This is a genomic window from Pseudomonas brassicae (genome assembly GCF_010671725.1).
Classification (GTDB): domain Bacteria; phylum Pseudomonadota; class Gammaproteobacteria; order Pseudomonadales; family Pseudomonadaceae; genus Aquipseudomonas; species Aquipseudomonas brassicae.
Map to the genome: position 1 here is coordinate 1 of NZ_JAAHBU010000439.1, position 16,097 is coordinate 16,097.

14 protein-coding genes and 1 pseudogene are annotated in these 16,097 nt (G+C 63.7%); 11 read left to right on the forward strand and 4 right to left on the reverse strand.

Going from position 1 to position 16,097, the window contains the following annotated elements; translation table 11 throughout:
- From G3436_RS23950 to metG, 3 genes are all read right to left on the reverse strand, one after another.
- The coding region (locus G3436_RS23950) for a hypothetical protein (RefSeq protein ID WP_163950268.1) at positions 1–299 on the reverse strand (299 nt) is incomplete at its 3' end.
- Positions 300–334: 35 nt separating this feature from the next.
- Positions 335–2,230 carry a dermonecrotic toxin domain-containing protein gene (locus tag G3436_RS23955; RefSeq protein ID WP_163950271.1) on the reverse strand — a complete coding sequence of 632 codons (1,896 nt, stop codon included), beginning with the start codon at positions 2,228–2,230 and terminating at the stop codon, positions 335–337.
- A 169-nt stretch (positions 2,231–2,399) separates the two neighbouring features.
- The gene (gene metG / locus G3436_RS23960) at positions 2,400–3,980 is read right to left on the reverse strand and encodes a methionine--tRNA ligase (RefSeq protein ID WP_163950274.1); all 1,581 of its coding nucleotides are present in this window, start codon (positions 3,978–3,980) and stop codon (positions 2,400–2,402) included.
- Positions 3,981–4,348: 368 nt separating this feature from the next.
- On the opposite strand from metG, the gene G3436_RS23965 reads away from it, so the two are divergent.
- From G3436_RS23965 to G3436_RS24000, 8 genes are all read left to right on the forward strand, one after another.
- Positions 4,349–5,092 carry an SDR family NAD(P)-dependent oxidoreductase gene (locus G3436_RS23965; protein ID WP_163950276.1) on the forward strand — a complete coding sequence of 248 codons (744 nt, stop codon included), beginning with the start codon at positions 4,349–4,351 and terminating at the stop codon, positions 5,090–5,092.
- A gap of 52 nt (positions 5,093–5,144) precedes the next feature.
- Positions 5,145–6,131 (forward strand): zinc-binding dehydrogenase, encoded by a 987-nt coding sequence (locus tag G3436_RS23970; RefSeq protein WP_163950279.1) that lies wholly within the window; start codon positions 5,145–5,147, stop codon positions 6,129–6,131.
- A 411-nt stretch (positions 6,132–6,542) separates the two neighbouring features.
- Positions 6,543–7,403, forward strand: coding sequence for a hypothetical protein (locus G3436_RS23975; RefSeq protein ID WP_163950282.1), 861 nt, complete (start codon positions 6,543–6,545; stop codon positions 7,401–7,403).
- Between the two features lie 174 nt (positions 7,404–7,577).
- Positions 7,578–8,579 (forward strand): HpcH/HpaI aldolase/citrate lyase family protein, encoded by a 1,002-nt coding sequence (locus G3436_RS23980; protein ID WP_163950284.1) that lies wholly within the window; start codon positions 7,578–7,580, stop codon positions 8,577–8,579.
- Positions 8,580–8,605: 26 nt separating this feature from the next.
- Positions 8,606–9,418: an FAS1-like dehydratase domain-containing protein gene (locus G3436_RS23985; protein WP_163950287.1), complete on the forward strand. Its 813-nt coding sequence runs from the start codon at positions 8,606–8,608 to the stop codon at positions 9,416–9,418.
- A gap of 34 nt (positions 9,419–9,452) precedes the next feature.
- On the forward strand, positions 9,453–10,286 hold the full coding sequence (locus G3436_RS23990) for an HpcH/HpaI aldolase/citrate lyase family protein (RefSeq protein ID WP_163950290.1): 834 nt from the start codon (positions 9,453–9,455) through the stop codon (positions 10,284–10,286).
- Between the two features lie 33 nt (positions 10,287–10,319).
- Positions 10,320–11,549 carry an aminotransferase class I/II-fold pyridoxal phosphate-dependent enzyme gene (locus G3436_RS23995; RefSeq protein WP_163950292.1) on the forward strand — a complete coding sequence of 410 codons (1,230 nt, stop codon included), beginning with the start codon at positions 10,320–10,322 and terminating at the stop codon, positions 11,547–11,549.
- Positions 11,546–12,352, forward strand: a complete 807-nt coding sequence (locus G3436_RS24000; RefSeq protein WP_163950294.1) for a class I SAM-dependent methyltransferase — start codon at positions 11,546–11,548, stop codon at positions 12,350–12,352. Before G3436_RS23995 ends, G3436_RS24000 begins: the two co-directional genes overlap by 4 nt.
- A 152-nt stretch (positions 12,353–12,504) precedes the next feature.
- Here the strand turns inward: G3436_RS24000 and G3436_RS27075 are convergent, their stop codons facing one another.
- Complete coding sequence (locus G3436_RS27075; RefSeq protein WP_163972410.1) at positions 12,505–12,792, reverse strand: hypothetical protein; 288 nt, start codon at positions 12,790–12,792, stop codon at positions 12,505–12,507.
- Here G3436_RS27075 and G3436_RS24010 point away from each other — a divergent pair.
- The 3 genes and pseudogenes from G3436_RS24010 to G3436_RS24020 form a co-directional block, all read left to right on the forward strand.
- Positions 12,785–13,918, forward strand: coding sequence for a GMC oxidoreductase (locus G3436_RS24010; RefSeq protein ID WP_243667292.1), 1,134 nt, complete (start codon positions 12,785–12,787; stop codon positions 13,916–13,918). The genes G3436_RS27075 and G3436_RS24010 overlap by 8 nt on opposite strands.
- 4 nt (positions 13,919–13,922) lie before the next feature.
- Positions 13,923–14,456: pseudogene (gene cysE, locus G3436_RS24015) on the forward strand (serine O-acetyltransferase); the annotation flags it as partial.
- An 83-nt stretch (positions 14,457–14,539) separates the two neighbouring features.
- On the forward strand, positions 14,540–16,097 hold a 1,558-nt coding region (locus G3436_RS24020), incomplete at its 3' end, for an AMP-binding protein (protein ID WP_163950307.1).

Below are 16,097 nucleotides of genomic sequence, written 5' to 3' on the forward strand. Positions count from 1 at the left end.
GCATCGGCCTGGCGCTGCAGGCGGCGCACGTGGCGCAGGTTGCCCGAGGCATCGAGCGTGCTGCGCAGCAGGTCGGGCAGGCTGGCGGCGGGTATGCCGCGCCGGATCAACTGATCGAACGCGTGTAGGGTGGCGTCTGCACCGTGTTTACCGTCCAGCGTGGCCAGGGCCTGCGCCGGTGGGCCCTCAAGCGCTCGCCACTGGCGTGTGGTTGCGCGGCCGAAGCGGCTGGCGAGGGTCGAGTCGAGCGCCGCGAGCGAGGTGAACGCGGCAAAACCCTCCTCCAGGGTCCACAGCACCAGCAGCGCGGGGCCGCTACTCAGGGCCTGCTGTGTCAGCAGCAGGGCGTCTGCGCAGGGCCGCTGGTCAAGCTCGAGACGCAGGCCAGGGCTGGCCAGGCGTGCGTGGACGAAGGGAACAAGGCGGCACTGATCAGCTCGCGCGCCAGCCGCGGGAGCGTGTTGTCGTGTTCGACAAGCCGGTACTCGATGCCCAGCGCCAGTTGCCAGAGGTGCTGGCAGTAAGTGCCGAGGTGACGCTGGTGCTGCTGCAGCGCCACGGCCAGGGCCTCGCGGCTGGCACTGGCAACCTGGCTTATGCACTGCGCCACGAGCATCGGATGCAGGGCGGGCAGTGCAACCGGCTGCTCGGCCACTGTGGGGCCGACGATCTGCCACGGGCCCTCGCCCTCGGTGGCGCTGAGCCGTTGCCAGACCCGCTCGGCGAGACTCGAGGGGTGCTGGCGGTCGGTGCCTTGAAATGTCACCAGCTGGCTGACTGCCAGGGTGTTGTCGAGCAAGGCGGCAAAGGCTTGGTCAAGGGCGGTAGTGGTGACCGTTGCAAGGTCTGGCGACATGCCTTCCAGCACTTCGATGCGGGTTGCCAGCGTGCTCAGGTAGACATGCAGATCATCCAGGCTGGCTGAACCTGCACGTACGGCGCCTTCACGCTGGGCGAGGCTGCCGGGGCCAGGTTGTGCCAGCGCTGGCAGGTTGCCGAGCAGGCTGGGGTCTGGGGCCAACTGGCTGCCGATGGCGAGCGCCTGGCGGCAGGCCTGGTAGGCATCGGGGGTGTCCTGCAGGCTGGTCTGGGTTTCGATGTCACGCTGTTGTGCGCGCAGCAACTGCCCCGTCCAGCTGTCCAGGGAGGGTGTCGTCAGACGGTCCAGGCGCAGCGCGTTGATGCGCAACGACCTCAGGTGCGCTTGCCGGGAAGGGCTGACCAGCGTCAACCAACGCTCACGTTGCAGTGGGTCGGCCAACGCGGACAACAGCGCGCGGCGGCTGGCATGCTGTTGCAGGCCGCGCGCTGCGCAATAGCTGAACAGCGGCCCGCTGGCGTCGACGCTGGCGAGCACCAGCAGGCCCTCAAGCATCTGGCTGTCGCCGTCCAGGGTGGTGACCGTAAGGTGCCAGGCGTGCAGCTCGGCGCCTGCCTGCTCGTCCAGCCAGGCCAGCAGTTGGGCTTGCTGGGCTGCCGACAGCGCAGCCGCCCAGGCCTGCTGGATGATCACCTGACGCAGGCGCTCGCGCATCAGCCGGGTCAACTGCTGGGCGGGTGTGCTATCACCGCTGCCTGTTGTGTTCCAGTACTGACGCAGTTGCTGGCTGCAATAGCGCGCTGCGCTCAGGCGTTTGTGGGTCAAGGTGGCAGTGGCCGGGGTATTCGCCAGCGCCGCTTCCCACAGGCTGTCTGCGGCCGGTTGGTTGTGTAACAGCGTGCCCAGTTCATTCAGCGCCAGGGCCAGGCGTGGGGCGATCGCGAGCATCTGCGCGATGAACACCGGCCCGTCGAGCAGTGTGACCTGGACTGTTTCGACACCCCGCGCCACAGTCTGGCGTTCGTGCTGGCTGGCGTAGTGCAGCAGTGGCCCGCAGCGTCCGCTACCCAGTTGCTCGATCAGATAGTCCTTGAGCTGGCTGCGGTTCTCGAACCTGAGCAGCCCGATCAGCGGCTGGTAGAAAAACACCGGTGTGTGCGTGCTGCGGCTCAATAGCAGGCTGGCGGTCAGCGTGATCACCTCGCCCGCCGTGCTGATGGCGCTCAGGCAGTCCACTCGTAGTTCGTTGACGGCGCCTGGTAGCGCATCGCGCTCGGGCTGTAGCACAGCGCTGAGCCAGTGTTGCGTCTCGGCATCCAGGCTGTCGCGGACAACGGCCTTGGCCAGATGATCGAAAAAGCGCTCGCGTAGCGCGTCGACATGAAAGTACGGCAGGGAGTTAGGGTACATGGGGTGTGCTCCGGGCAATGGAAACAGGGCGGCCGGGCAACGTGTGTGGGGCAGCCCCGGCTGGCGCTTCAAACTGCCGCCAGGCACAGGGCAAGCGGTGGTACTTATTGCGGCCAGTTGCGCCTGGCCCTGCGCAGGGAGAACGCAGGGCCGGGCCGCATGCCCAGCCTTACGGCTGGGGGCTGTCCTCTGTGCAGAGCGCTGTCTCCACGTAGCGCGGGAACAATGGTCCCAGGTCTGCCAGTTCAAACCCGCTCGGCACCTTGGCGCAGGTGGCATAGGGCGAAGGGGCGGCGCTGTCTTGCAGGCAACCCAGGCTTCTGAGCAGTGCCTCCATGCTGGCCGGCATCACCGGCCACAGTGCCAGGGCGCCCAGGCGCAGCGCGCTCAGGCAGGCGTAGAGGATCTCACCCACGTGCTGGCGATTCTCCGGCTGCTTGATCAGGCGATAGGGTTCGGTGTGGTTCACGTATTGGTCGATGGTGCGGAAAATGGCCAGCGCGTGCGCGATCATCCGGTCGAACTGGCAGGCGTTGCCCTTTTCCCTCGCGGCGTCGCTCAACTGGGCAATTTCCTGGTCAAACGCGCTCGGTTGCAGGGCGGCGGCAGGCACCTGCCCGTCGAAGTAGCGTTTGACCATGCCGACTACCCGGTTGAAACAGTTGCCAACCGTATTGGCCAGGTTGGCGTTGTAGCTTTCGATGAACCGCGCATGGGCAAAGTCGGAATCATTCGCACCGACTGGCCCGGCACTGGCCAGATAAAAGCGGGTGCCGTCCACACCGAACTGCTCGCAGTAATGTTCAAGGTCGGCCATGCCGACAAAGTTGCCCAGGCTCTTGGACATCTTCTCGCCTTCGCGAATCCAGAAACCGTGCGCCAGAATACGCTTGGGCAGGGCCAGCCACTGATTGCCCTCGACCTTCTGCAACGCCATCAGCAAGGCCGGCCAGATCACGGCGTGAAACCAGAGGATATCCTTGCCGACCACATGCGTGTCGGCCGGCCAGAACCCGCGAAGTTCATCGTTATCGACAACCGTCAGGTAGTTGAACAGCGCATCGATCCAGACGTAGACGATGTGCGCCTCATCCCCCGGAATGGGAATGCCCCAGGTTTCACTGGAGCGTCGCGAGATCGGTATGTCGTTCAGCCCTTCCTTGATTCGGGCGACGATTTCGGCGCTACGGCTCGGGGGCTGAATGTGCAGTTCGGCCTGTTCCAACAAGGCCAACAAGGGCGCCTGATAGTGGCTGAGCCTGAAAAAATAGTTACTTTCGGAACGCTGGATCAACGGTTTTTTATTAATCGGGGAGATGTAGTTGTACTGTTTTGCCTTGAGCTCGGGAATATATTCTTCCTGACCGGCATCGTACCAGCCGGAATATTCGCCAAGGTACACGTCGCCGGTAGTTATAAGTTGCTCTATTCGACGTGTTACATGCGCTTTGTGACGCGCTTCACTGGTTCTTATGAAGTCGTCGAAATGGATGTTGAAGTGTTGGAAGGCTGACTTGAATGCGCTCGATTTATTGTCCGCCCACTGCGCCACGGGCAATCCATTGGCGTGCGCCGCTTCAGTAACTTTTGTGGAATGTTCATCGGTGCCAGTCAACAGGAAAGTTGCATGACCTTCGAGGTGTGCAAGGCGCGCAGCCATATCCGCCAGCAAGGTAGAGAAGACATGGCCGATATGCGGGGCATCATTGACGTAATAAATAGGCGTAGTGATATAGGTCGGGCGGTTCACTGATGGCATCCATGACAAAAAGAACGGGTCTTAACCTAGACCACTTTTTTCCAGAAGGCAAACACGCTGCTGCGTGTACGCCTTCGCCTGCGGGGGTTACAGAGAAGCCGGGGAAGGGCTGGCACGCATGCTTGAACGAGGCGGTGATATTATTTTGCTACTGTTTTAGGGAGCGAAAAATTAAGCGCTAGATCAACTTGCGGAGTGTTTTTTCGTGTGCTAGGGTCTTTCCCCGTTACGGCATGTTTCAATCTAAGCTTATAGCGAAACATGAATGAAACAGTGCCGTAATACGCAATTTCAGTGCTCAAGGATAGAAGCACGCAACAGGGATAAGTGTATATATCCCGGTATGGCATGGAGCCACTATGCGACTGAAAGGCAAGAATGTATTAGTGACCGGTGGCGCCAATGGAATCGGCCGCGCACTGGTGGAGGGCTTCCTCGGCGAGGGGGCATCCGTCGTATTCAGTTATCTCAACGATCGCGACAGCGCTGAATGCGTTGTAGCGCAGGCCCCTGAACAGGTGTTGGCGCTCCAATGCAACCTGGGCGACCGGCAACAAGCGCGGGAGTTGGTGCGCTCGGCGATCCACACATTGGGCAGCATCGATGTAATGGTGAACAATGTGGGCGCGTTTTCCCGGCATGCGTTTGTCGACCTCACCGACGCCGCGCTTGATGAGGTCATGCAGGTCAACCTGCACAGTCCGTTCCTGATGACCCAGGCTGTGGCTCGGCACATGATCGAGCATGGCACCCGCGGCAGCCTCATCCATATTTCCTCGCTCAGCGCCGTACGCGCCAGAAGCCGCATGGTCCATTACCAGGCGTCCAAGGCCGGGCTCAACGCGTTTTCCGAAGGGGTAGCGTTCGAGCTTGGCGAGTACGGGATTCGCTCCAATGTCATCTCGCCGGGCCTTACGGCGACCAAAGCCAACAGCGATCAACACGGCACCGAGACCTGGCAGCGGCGATCCTGCGGTATCCCCCTGGCGCGCACCGGTGTGCCGCAAGACTACGTAGGGGCCGCAGTGTTTCTGGCCAGCGCAGAATCGGCCTGGATCACTGGCGCCAACCTCATGGTCGATGGCGGCATGTCGACCTTCTGAATTGCCCTGCCCACTGCATCGACTTAATCACAACACAGATAAGGTTGGGAACATGGATGTTGATAACGCCACAGCGTGCTCGGTGATGTACGACGGCACTGGCGGTGCCGGTTCGATCACGTTTGTCCGTCATGCGCTGCCTGTCTATCGCGAACACGAGTTGCTGATAAAAGTGCATGCCAGCGCATTGAATCGCGCCGATCTGCTGCAACGCGACGGGCAGTACCAGGTGGCGCCGGGAGAACTGGCGGTGCCCGGTGTCGAGGTAGCGGGGCAAGTGCTCGCGTGCGGCAGTGCGGTGAGTGGTTTCGCGCCCGGCGATCGGATCTACGCGGTGGTGCCTGGCGGTGGGTACGCCACCCATTGCGTGGTCGATCAGGGCATGGCCATGCCTGTGCCAGGGCACTGGAGCTACACCGATGCAGCCGCGGTGGCCGAGGCCGGGCTGACTGCCGATACCGCGCTGTTCACCGTGGGTGGATTGCAGCCCGGGCAGAAGGTGCTGATTCATGCGGCCGCCAGCGGCATCGGCAGCATGGTGGTGCAGATGGTCCGCGAAGCCGGTGCACGGGCGATCTGCACCACCAATTCGCCGGACAAGGTCGAGCCATTGTATGCCCTGGGCGCCGAGCAGGTGTTGTGCGGTTATGGACCGGACTTTTATCAGGGGCTGTGCGAAAGCGGCCATGGGGCAGTGGACCTGGTGATCGATTTCATTGGTGGCCGCTACTTCGATGGCAACCTGAGTGCGCTCAAGCCTGGCGGCACACTGGTGATGGTTGGCTTGCTGGATGCTTTCGAGTGGCAGGCCAACTTCGTGCCGATCATCAACAAGCGCCTGAGCCTGCACGGGGTGGTCTTGCGCAAACGGCCCGACGCCGAAAAGCGCCAGGTTACCCAGGCGTTTCTCGCGCGCTGGCAGCCTGCGCTGGCAAGTGGCGACTCACGCCGGTGGTCTCGTCGATCCACCCCTTCGCGGCGGTGGCCCAGGCGCAGGAAGAAATGGCCGCCAATCGCAACATCGGCAAAGTGGTACTGAGCATCAGCCAGTGACAGCCGGCACACGCCGTTGCATGGCAACCGGGGGCGGGATGTCCCCGGTCTTCACCCACAGGGCATAGGCCAAGGAGCAGCAGATGAACATCTATTCGTTGGAGCAAGTGGTAAACCTGGCACGTACCCATTCGGTCATCTACAAGAAACTGTATGCCGACCTGGCGCACAAGGATACGTATCGGCTTGAGGACCTGCCGATTCTGACCAACGAACAACTCATGGCGTTTGTGCATGACGAGGCGCCGGACTTCGTGTTTGCCAATGGCAATACCCATGGCCTGATCTTCGAGTCCTCCGCGTCCACCGGCAAACCCAAGGTCACCCTGTTCGGACGTGACGAGTGGGATACCCACACCCGCTTGCTCGCGTCGCAGCATTGGAAGAACGGGCTGTTGTGCGAGAACGACCGCGTCACCAACTGTGTGCCAGCGCGTACCTGTCCTATCGCCTGGTGCATGGGGTCATCGAGCGCTTCCCGGGGAAAATCTCGGAAATCCCGCTGGGGTGCGATTATCCCTATGAGTACATCAACAGCGTGATCGAGAAATACCACTCGAACGTATTGGCAGGCGTCAACTCGACCTTTCTCGGGCTGGCCTGGCACATGAACCAGCACGGTATCGTGAACACCACGGTAGAGCGCCTGCTCGGGGGGGGCGAGCTGCTCTACGGCGCCCAGTTGCAGGTCATCCAGCGGGCCTTTCCGAATGCCTCGATCGTCTCGTTCATGTTCGGTACCACCGAAACCGGTGCGCTGGGCTACAGCGAGCTGGGCGACGCGCTGAACGAGTTCTCGGTGTTCGAGGGGGCCTGCGTGGTCGAGATCATCGACGAGGTCACGGGCGAGCCTGTCACCGAACCCGAGCGCATTGGCAAATGCGTGGCAACCAGCTTGTCACGGATCGCTGCCCCGGCCATCCGGATCGATACCGGTGACTACGCCTGCTGGTCGCACAACGCGGTATCGGGCAAGCGCAAGCTCAAGGTGCTCGGGCGCAAGTTTCCCTTTCACCACCAATTCGCAGGCTCCCGGCTCAATGAAACCGATGTCGCCAACCTGATCCGCTACCTGGAGCCGCGAGCGCCTGTCACCCGCCTGCAAGTGGTGCTGCAGGAGGGGGCGCTGGAGGTGATCGTGTCGCTGCTGGACGCATTCGCTGACCGCCGCCGATCTTGCCACCCTGGTTCGTTCGGGGATCGCAGAAGTGATCCCGCAATTGGCCGCGCATCAGCAGCAGGTGCACTGCAGGCTTGAAGACTTCGCGTTCTTTGCTGAGGCAACGCGCCGCAAAGGTCGCCTTATCGTCGACCTGCGCTGACCCCCACAGGTATTCGTCACCGCGCACACGACAGTTCGGGCACGCACCCCTGAGGTGCCTGCCTGGCGCCCTGGCGCGTGCGTGCGCCACCGGCAAATGGAGTTGCACCGATGCACAAGACGTTTCTGCTGGACTTGATTCTGTATGCAAGCGAGCGCCGCGTCCCGGCCTTGCCGGTCGTTGATCACTACGCCGGCACCGAGCGCTTCATGTACAAGGCACTGGCATTGCAGGCCAGCAAGGGGGCGCAATTCGACCTCACCCTGGATTTCGAAGACGGCAGTGCCGCCGATCGCGAGCAGGAGCAGGCGGACCTGATCGTGCAGGTACTGAACGACCCTGCCAACACGGCGCGCCGCGTCGGTATTCGGATTCACGATGCCACCAGCCGCTTCTGGCGCCTGCAATGTGAGCGCACCCTGCAGCCCGGGCTTACCCCACCGGCCTACATCACGCTGCCCAAGGTGACCTCCCAGGCCCAGGTGACGCAAGTGCTCGCCTATATAGATGCGCTGCGCGAGCGCAGTGCGATCGTCGCGCCGATCCCGCTGCATGTCATGGTCGAAAGCCCCTGCGTGTTGCCACAGTTGCAGGCCATCGTGCAGATGCCGGCTGTGGAGTGCGTAAGCTTCGGCCTGCTCGATTATGTGTCCTCGTTCAATGGCGCGGTGCCGATGTCGGTCACCCAGTCGCCACGGGAGTTCGATTCGCCCTTGCTGTGTGACGTCAAGGTGCGTATCGCGACCCTGTGCCACGCGGCGCACAAGGTGCCTTCGCATTCGATCTGCTCCGAGCTCAAGGACACCCGCGCTATCCATGCCCACGCCAAACGTGCGTTCCAGGGCTTCGGCTTCACCCGCATGTGGAGCATTCATCCGGATCAGATCGAGCCGATTCTGCAAGCGGCCCGCTACCCCATGAGTGAACTGGAGCAGGCCACGCAGATCCTGCTGCAGGCGCGTGCCCAGGGTTGGGCGCCGATCCGCTTTCACGACACCCTGCACGACCGCGCCAGCTACCGCTACTTCTGGTCCATCCTCAAGCACACCCAGGGTGCCGGAGGGGAACTGCCGCACGCAGCACACGTGCTGTTCGAACAGGTCGATGCCTGACATTTCACCACGCCAGGGAGCGGCCCATGCACCGTAGCGAACTGATCATCAGCCAGGACAAATGCAACACCTTTGCGGCACTCGCCGGTACGGCCGTCGAGTCGGCACCTGCCGCGGGGGCGGCGCTGGCGCTGGGCTGGCACATGTTGTACCTGCATGAAACAGACCCCTGGCTGGAGCCTGGTGTCGATGGCCACCCCGAGGCCCGGCCGCACGGCGTGCCGGCGCAGTTGGACAAGCGCATGTGGGCTTCGTCTCAGGTTGAGCTGTTCGCGCCCATACGGGTTGGCGAGCAGCTCACCCTGCTCAGGCAGCCCCCCGCGGTGACCCTCAAGCAGGGCGCCAGTGGCGCGCTGGCCTTCGTCAACGAAGTCACGCAGGTACGCCGTGGCGACACCACGCTGCTGAGTGAAACCAAGACCCTGGTGTACCGCAGTGCGACGCGGCCGCAGCGCGCCGGGGGAGCGCCGGCAGGCCCCGTACAGGTGCCGGCGGCGGTACTGCAGAAGACCGTGAACCTCAATGAGGTGACGCTGTTCAGGTATTCGTCGGTGCTCGGTGTGGCGCATCGGATTCATTACGACTATCCGTACGCCACCGCGCATGAAGGTTACCCGGGGCTGCTGATTCATGGCCCGCTGATCATTCAACTGTTGCTCGACCTGTACCGCCCAACGGCTGCGGGAGAGCGGCCGGTGCGTTATCAGGCAAGGGGCATTCGTCCCAACTTCCTGGGTTCAGCGTTGACGCTGAACATGGGGTTTCATGCTGAGCAGGTGGTGTTGTGGGCCTCGGATCAGGACCACCAGCCCACCCTGTTGATTCATGTCAGCGCGTAGGTCCAAACCCATTGCACTTTATCGAGGGATCGAGATGAGCAGCCTAGACAGAGTTCGTTCCATTTTATTCACGCCGGCATTACGCATCGACCGGTTCGCCAAAGGCCTGGAGTCGGGGGCGGATGTGTCGCTCATCGACCTGGAAGACTCGGTGGCGGTGCACAGCAAGCAGGAGGCCCGCGAGGCCCTGCTGGAGTGCCTGGCCATGCAGCGCAGTCCTCATGCGACCATTGCCGTACGCATCAACAGCATCGGCAGCGGGTTTGGCTACGACGACCTGATGAGCTTGCGCAAGGCCGCTCGCGCGCCGGACATCGTGCTGGTGCCGAAGGTGGAGTCGTCCCGCGACATCCAGGCGGTGGACGACCTGACCGCCGCGCATTCCGCCCAGCACCGCTACTTCGCCCTGATCGAAAGCAGGATGGGGGTGGACAACATCGCCGAGATCGCGGGCAACTCGCCCAAACTGGCTGGCTTCATGTTCGGCTCGGCAGACTACACCCGCAGCATCGGTGCCGATATCTGCTGGGAAACCCTGCTGCTGGCGCGCATGGCGATCGTGCATGCGGCGCGCACCTGCCATGCCATGGCGATCGACACGCCGTACTTCGACATCAAGGATCTCGACGGGTTGACCGAGGACACCCTCAGGGTCAAGAAGCTCGGGTTCAACGGCCGCTGCGTCATCCACCCCAGCCAGACGCAGATCATCAACGCCGCCTTTTCCCCCTCGGCGCAGGCCCTGGCGCGCGCCCAGCGCATCGTCGAGGCGGCGCGGCGCAGCGACGGCAATATCTGTCGCGTGGACGGCGAAATGGTCGGCGCACCGATTATCGAAGAGGCCCGGCGCCTGCTGGCACAAGCCTAACAGTGGAACAACCCCCACAACGGGAGCGAAGCTATGAACCAGTACCAGAACATGCGCAAGATGATCGACTTCAGCCAGCCTTCCTGGGAGGTGGCCGCGCAGGCCGGCATCATCGACCTGGCCGTCGAGCACCGCCAGCCGCCGTACCTGGCCCATGCCGGGCGTGAATTCATCAACATGTGCTCGTGCTCGTACCTGGGCCTGGATACCCATCCGGATATTCTCAAGGGCGCGATCCGCGGTATCGAGCAGGCCGGTACGCTGCACCTGACCACCGCCCGTTGCCGGCTGTTCATCACCTTGCTCGAACAGCTCGAAGAACAGCTGTCTGCGCATTTCGGTGGGCATGCCGTGGCGTACAACTCCTGTGCGGCAGCAACCTCGGCCTGCCTGCCGATCCTGGCCTCGGGCGTACTGACCGATGGCATCAAGCCGGTGATGGTGTTCGACAAGCAAGCGCACTTTTCGATGGCGCACCTCAAACCGCTGTGTGGTGACGAAACCCAGATCCTCACCTGTGAACACAATGACATGGCGTTTCTGGAACAGGTCTGTCAGCAACATGAACGTGTGGTCTACGTGGCGGATGGCACTTACAGCATCGAGGGTTTCGCACCCCTGGCACAGCTCAGGCAGCTGCAGGCCAGGCACAAGCTGTTTCTGTACCTGGATGACTCCCATGGGCTGTCGATCACCGGTGCGGCCGGCCAGGGCCAGGTGCTTCAGGCACTGGCACCACTGAACGAGCGCACCATTGTCGTGGCGTCGCTGGCCAAGGCGTTCGGCGCTGCCGGCGGCATGTTGCTGAGTGGGCTGCCCGAGCTCAAGAGCCTGCTCGTGCGTTACGGCAATGCCTGGTCGCAGTACCTCAATTCCGCCGGGATCGGTGGGGCGCTGGCCTCGTTGCAACTGCATGCCTCCTCGCAACTGGCTGAGCGCCAGGCGGCCTGGAAGCGCAATCTGGACATGCTCGACAACCGCTTCAAGTCGCAGAACGAGGGCCTGCTGTCACCCATCCGGGTGGTGATGCTCAAGCGTCCCGACCAGGCGATCGGCCTGGCCAAGACCCTCTTCGAGCAGGGCTTCTATACCTCTGCCGTGTTCTTTCCGGTGGTGCCCAAATCGATGGCCGGTTTGCGCGTCATGCCGCGCGCGGACGTCTGCGAGCAGACCATGCATCGGTTCTGCAGCCTTCTTGAGCAAGAGGCCGGGGCCGAGCTTTACACCGGCACCGCACGTCAGCGCGCAGAGCTGAACCCATGACGGCTGCTGCCCAGGCGTCGCTGGCGACACCCGGCGAGCAGCGGCTATCGATGTTCAGCCGCTTTCTTGAAGGCAGCAGCCGCGCACTGCTGGCGCGCAGTGGCTTGCGCCGCGGCATGCACGTGCTGGACGCAGGGTGTGGCACCGGCAGCATGACCCTGTGGATCGCGACACAGGTGGGCCCGCGCGGCACGGTAACGGCGCTGGACTGCTCCAGCGAGGCGCTGGAGACGCTGCAGCGCCAGGCGCATCAGGCCGGGCTGGCGAACATACGCTGCGAGCAAGTGGACCTCGGCACGGGCGCTGCGTTGCCAGGCAGCGCCGATATCGTCTACAGCCGCTGCGTGCTGATGCACCTGCAGCAGCCGCACATGGCCTTGCGCAGCCTGCATGCGGCACTGCGCGATGGCGGGCACGGGGTGTTCGAAGAGCCAGTGCTGTCGGCCTACCGTACGCCTGGCGACCGGCTGCTGTGGGCGTTTGCGGTGAGCCTGTACACACGCTACTGCGCCGGCCAGGGGATCGACCCTGAGTATGGCGCTTCGCTGCGCGCTGCGGTGGCCGAGGCAGGCTTTGCCCCACAGTCCTGTGAGCTGGACTTCTCACCTGTGCCGGTGGCACAGGCCAAGGCCTACATCGATCATTCGCTGGAGGCGTCCGGGCGGCGCTACGTGGACGCCGGGCTGATCGCGCCACTGGCCCTGCACAATCAGCGCAAGGCCTACGTGCCACGCGACAGCGACAGTGGCCGCATGACCCACTTTCACGGGGTCACCCAATTGATTGCGCGCAAGGGGGCCTGAGTGCGGCGTCGCAGGGACATTCTTCAGCAAGGAGCGTGAGCATGGTTACGGATGAACCGGATGTTCTGGTAGTAGGGGCAGGCTTGAGCGGCATGGCCGTGGCGCGGCAATTGGCCGCCAGGGGGCTGCGCTGCGAGGTGCTCGAAGCCGGATCACAACCTGTACTGGACCAGCCATTCCAGAGCATGGCCCAGTTCCGCCAGGCCATGCAGCCGTTCGTCGAGCCAGATGCGCAGCAGTGGGCGTACAGCAGCCGTGGGGTCCCGTTCCAGTGGAACCGAGTGCGTGCCGCTGGCGGGCGCAGCCTGTTGTGGGGGGGGCTGGGCGGCCTGGCCGGACCCGCGCTCGTGGGCAGACGGGCACGCCTGGCAACGGCCCTGGCCGATCTCCTGCGCGGCCTTCCAGCCGCTGCTGCAGCGCTCGGCCAAATGGATGAACACCGTGCGCCTGCCGCGCCAGGCGCGTTTTCGATGGGATTACCCGCGACCTGGGCCTGGCGGTCGAAGCAAAACTGGCCGCCAAGAGCCCGCTGGGCGATCGTCCGTTCCATCCCTTCGATGGCCTTGCCGGCACCACGCCAAGCTGACGCTGACCAGTGGCGTGGCCTGCACCCGGGTGCTGTTGAAGAACGGCCGTTGCACGGGCCTCGAATACGTGGACATGCGCGATGCCAGCCTGCGCCGCAAAACCGCCGCTGCGGTGGTGCTTTGCCCTTCGCCGCTGGAAACCACGCGGATCCTGGCAGCCTCGCAACTGGCGCAGCACAGCGATGGCGCGCAGGCACTGGGCCAGGGCCTGACCGACCATATCGTCGCGGCCTACCTGGTGCTGACAGACGCTCGCGACAGCCCCGATACCTACAAGACCACCGGGCACAACGTGGCCTATATGCCGCGCATCGAGTCTCCCGGCAAGGCCTACCGCGGCGGCTTCACGGTCGAGCTGCACGGGCCCGATCCGCTTGACCTGCTCGAGGACAAGTACCTTGCGCAAATCGGTGTCGCTGCGCACGAGGTGGGTGCTTACTCCGCTTACCTGATCTACGTGATTGGCGAGCTGGGGCCTGATGCGGGACGTTTCGTCGACCTCGACGACGGCCAGCGGGACGCCCTGGGGCGTGCGCTACCACGGGTCAATTGCCAGTGGACCGACGAGGACCGGGCCATCGCCGCCGACATGGATCGTACCGGGCGCGACATCGCCGAATCGCTCGCCAGCGAACACGGCGGGCGCGTGTTCAGGTTGCTCGACACGCTCTCGCTGGGGGGCGCAGGCATCAGCCATGAAGCGGGTACCTGTGCCATGGGCACCGATCCGCGGCGTTCAGTGGTGGGCCCCGACGGGCAGGTGCACAACGTCAGGGGCCTGTTCATTGGCGACGCCTCGATCATGCCCACCGGGCTTGACTGCCGCCGAGCCTGGCGCTGGTCGGGCTGGCGCTCAATACCGCCGACGGGGTCGAGCGCGCGCTGGCCCAGCGTGCCCTGTATGCATGAGCGCCAGGGCGGCACGGCGCTCTGGCAATCGTTCAACACTGACCGCGCTCTTCCACGTGACAGCAGGTAAACGCATGTTTTCAACGCTCGCCGACTTTTTCGATTCGATCCGCCGACGTGATCCGGCCGCCCGCGGCGTGCTGGATATCCTCCTGAACTACCCCGGGGTGCACGCCCTGATCCATTACCGCGTGGCCAACCTGCTGTGGCGCTGTGGGCTGAAAACCCTGGCCAAGTGTGTCGCCAGCCTGTCGCGTTTTCTCACCGGCATCGATATTCATCCCGGCGCCACCATCGGCGCACGCCTGTTCATCGACCACGGCATGGGCGTGGTGATCGGCGAAACCGCCGAGCTGGGCGATGACGTGATGCTGTATCACGGCGTAACCCTGGGGGGCGTGTCACTGGAGCAACGCAAACGGCACCCCACCCTGGGCGACGGGGTGACCGTCGGTGCCGGCGCCAAGATTCTGGGCCCGGTGCTGATCGGCAGCCAGGCCAGGATCGGTGCCAATGCCGTGATCGTCAAAGATGTACCGGCCAACGCGACCGTGACCGGCATCCCTGGCCGGGTGGTCGAGCCGTTGGTGCGCGAGTGCGCGCGACCGGCTACGGCAGCCAACGTACTGGCCACGCTGCCCGACTGAACCCAGGGTCAACGCACTTTCCCGCCTCGCACATGGAGCTTCACATGAACGGATTCAGCTTTGAACACCTCGTCCGGCAACTGGAACAGTTCCCCGCCTCGGTCATCGAAGGCCCGACAGTCGCCGGCCCTCGCGCCACGGTCAGGTTTGCCCAGGTCGGCGCACGGGCCGTGCACCTGGCGGCCAGCCTGCGCGCCAGCGGCCTGCTCAGGCACGAAGTGCTGGGGCTGCGATCACCGAATGTCATCGAGTGGGTGATCTGGGACCTGGCGGCGCTGCTCAACGGGCATGTCCTGCACGTCTTTGCCGAAGACGGCCCGAGTGAACCGGCGGTGACGCTGCGCGAGCGTTATGGCTACCGGCTGATGGTCGACGCCCGTGCCCGAGGTGACGAGGGCGCGGGCATTGTCAGCCTCGATGATGCACAGGTGTTGCAACTGGCCCCCGGCGCCCCCGTGCTGGCAACCCCGGCCGACCTCTACTCGATGGTGTATTCCTCGGGGTCGTCGGGCGAACCCAAGGGGCTGCTGGTGAGCAAGGCGGGCACGGCGTACCTGATCAACCAGTTTCTGGCCGATTACGACCTCGACGCCGAGGATCGCAGCCTGATTTTCATGACCTTGTCGAATTTCCAGCAACGCATGTCGATGTACGCCTTTCTCTGGTGCGGCACGTCGTTCTCGCTCACGACGCTGGACAACGCCTTTACCTCCGCCAACGATTTTTCGCCGACCTACATGGTGGCGCCGCCCTCCATCTACGAAGAGGCGCTGGCGCGTTTTCCCGGGCAGCCGGGTACGCCGAACTCGATCCGCAACGGCCTGGGTGGGCACCTGCGGTTTGTGCATACCGGCATGGCGCCGACCAGCGACAGTGTGATGCAGCGCTTTGCCCGTGAGGGTATCGCGATGTACGAAGCCTATGGCGTGACAGAAGCCGGCATGGTGGCCTGGAACACCCCGCAGGCGAGCCGGCTGGGCGCGGTCGGCAAACCGGTGAACCGCGCGGAGGTGTTCCTGACCGACGATGGCGAGATCGTGGTCAAGCGCCAGTTTCCGCTGTGCCTCGGCTACTTCGAGGCCAGCGAGCAGGACCAGCTGGCGACGTTCTGCGACGGTCAGATTCCCACCGGCGACATCGGTGAGTTCGACGCCGACGGGTTTCTCTACCTGCGGGGTCGGCGCAAGAACCTGATCACCACCCGCTCGGGTGAGAAGTTCCTGCCCGAGCAAGTCGAACGTGGCATCAACGCGGTGGACACCTTCAAGTGGTGTGTAGTGGTCTACGACCCTGCCTGCGACACCTTGTACTGCTACCTCGTGCCAACCCGCTACCAGCCTGACGCACAGCACGCGCAACGGGTCAGGTCGGTGGTCGCCGAGCGGTTCCGGCGACCGATCGCAATACAGCTCATCTATACACAGCTCGAACCCTCGGTGGGCCAGGGCACCCTGACGCGCAACTTGAAAATCAGGCGTGGGCCGTTGCTGGCGTGGCTGCAGGCCAGCCTGGCCGAGCACGATGCGCGCTTGTGCCGCTTCGATTTCCCTGCACCGCCGGCCGCGTTCATCGAGCACGTGCCTACCCTCGAACGTATCGAGG

Bases quoted from the DNA above. Each gene is read 5' to 3' on its own strand.
- G3436_RS23955 (WP_163950271.1), bottom strand. From the start codon at position 2,230: ATGTACCCTAACTCCCTGCCGTACTTTCATGTCGACGCGCTACGCGAG.
- G3436_RS23965 (WP_163950276.1), top strand. From the start codon at position 4,349: ATGCGACTGAAAGGCAAGAATGTATTAGTGACCGGTGGCGCCAATGGA.
- G3436_RS23970 (WP_163950279.1), top strand. From the start codon at position 5,145: ATGGATGTTGATAACGCCACAGCGTGCTCGGTGATGTACGACGGCACT.
- G3436_RS23980 (WP_163950284.1), top strand. From the start codon at position 7,578: ATGCACAAGACGTTTCTGCTGGACTTGATTCTGTATGCAAGCGAGCGC.
- G3436_RS23985 (WP_163950287.1), top strand. From the start codon at position 8,606: ATGCACCGTAGCGAACTGATCATCAGCCAGGACAAATGCAACACCTTT.
- G3436_RS23990 (WP_163950290.1), top strand. From the start codon at position 9,453: ATGAGCAGCCTAGACAGAGTTCGTTCCATTTTATTCACGCCGGCATTA.
- G3436_RS23995 (WP_163950292.1), top strand. From the start codon at position 10,320: ATGAACCAGTACCAGAACATGCGCAAGATGATCGACTTCAGCCAGCCT.
- G3436_RS24000 (WP_163950294.1), top strand. From the start codon at position 11,546: ATGACGGCTGCTGCCCAGGCGTCGCTGGCGACACCCGGCGAGCAGCGG.
- G3436_RS24010 (WP_243667292.1), top strand. From the start codon at position 12,785: ATGAACACCGTGCGCCTGCCGCGCCAGGCGCGTTTTCGATGGGATTAC.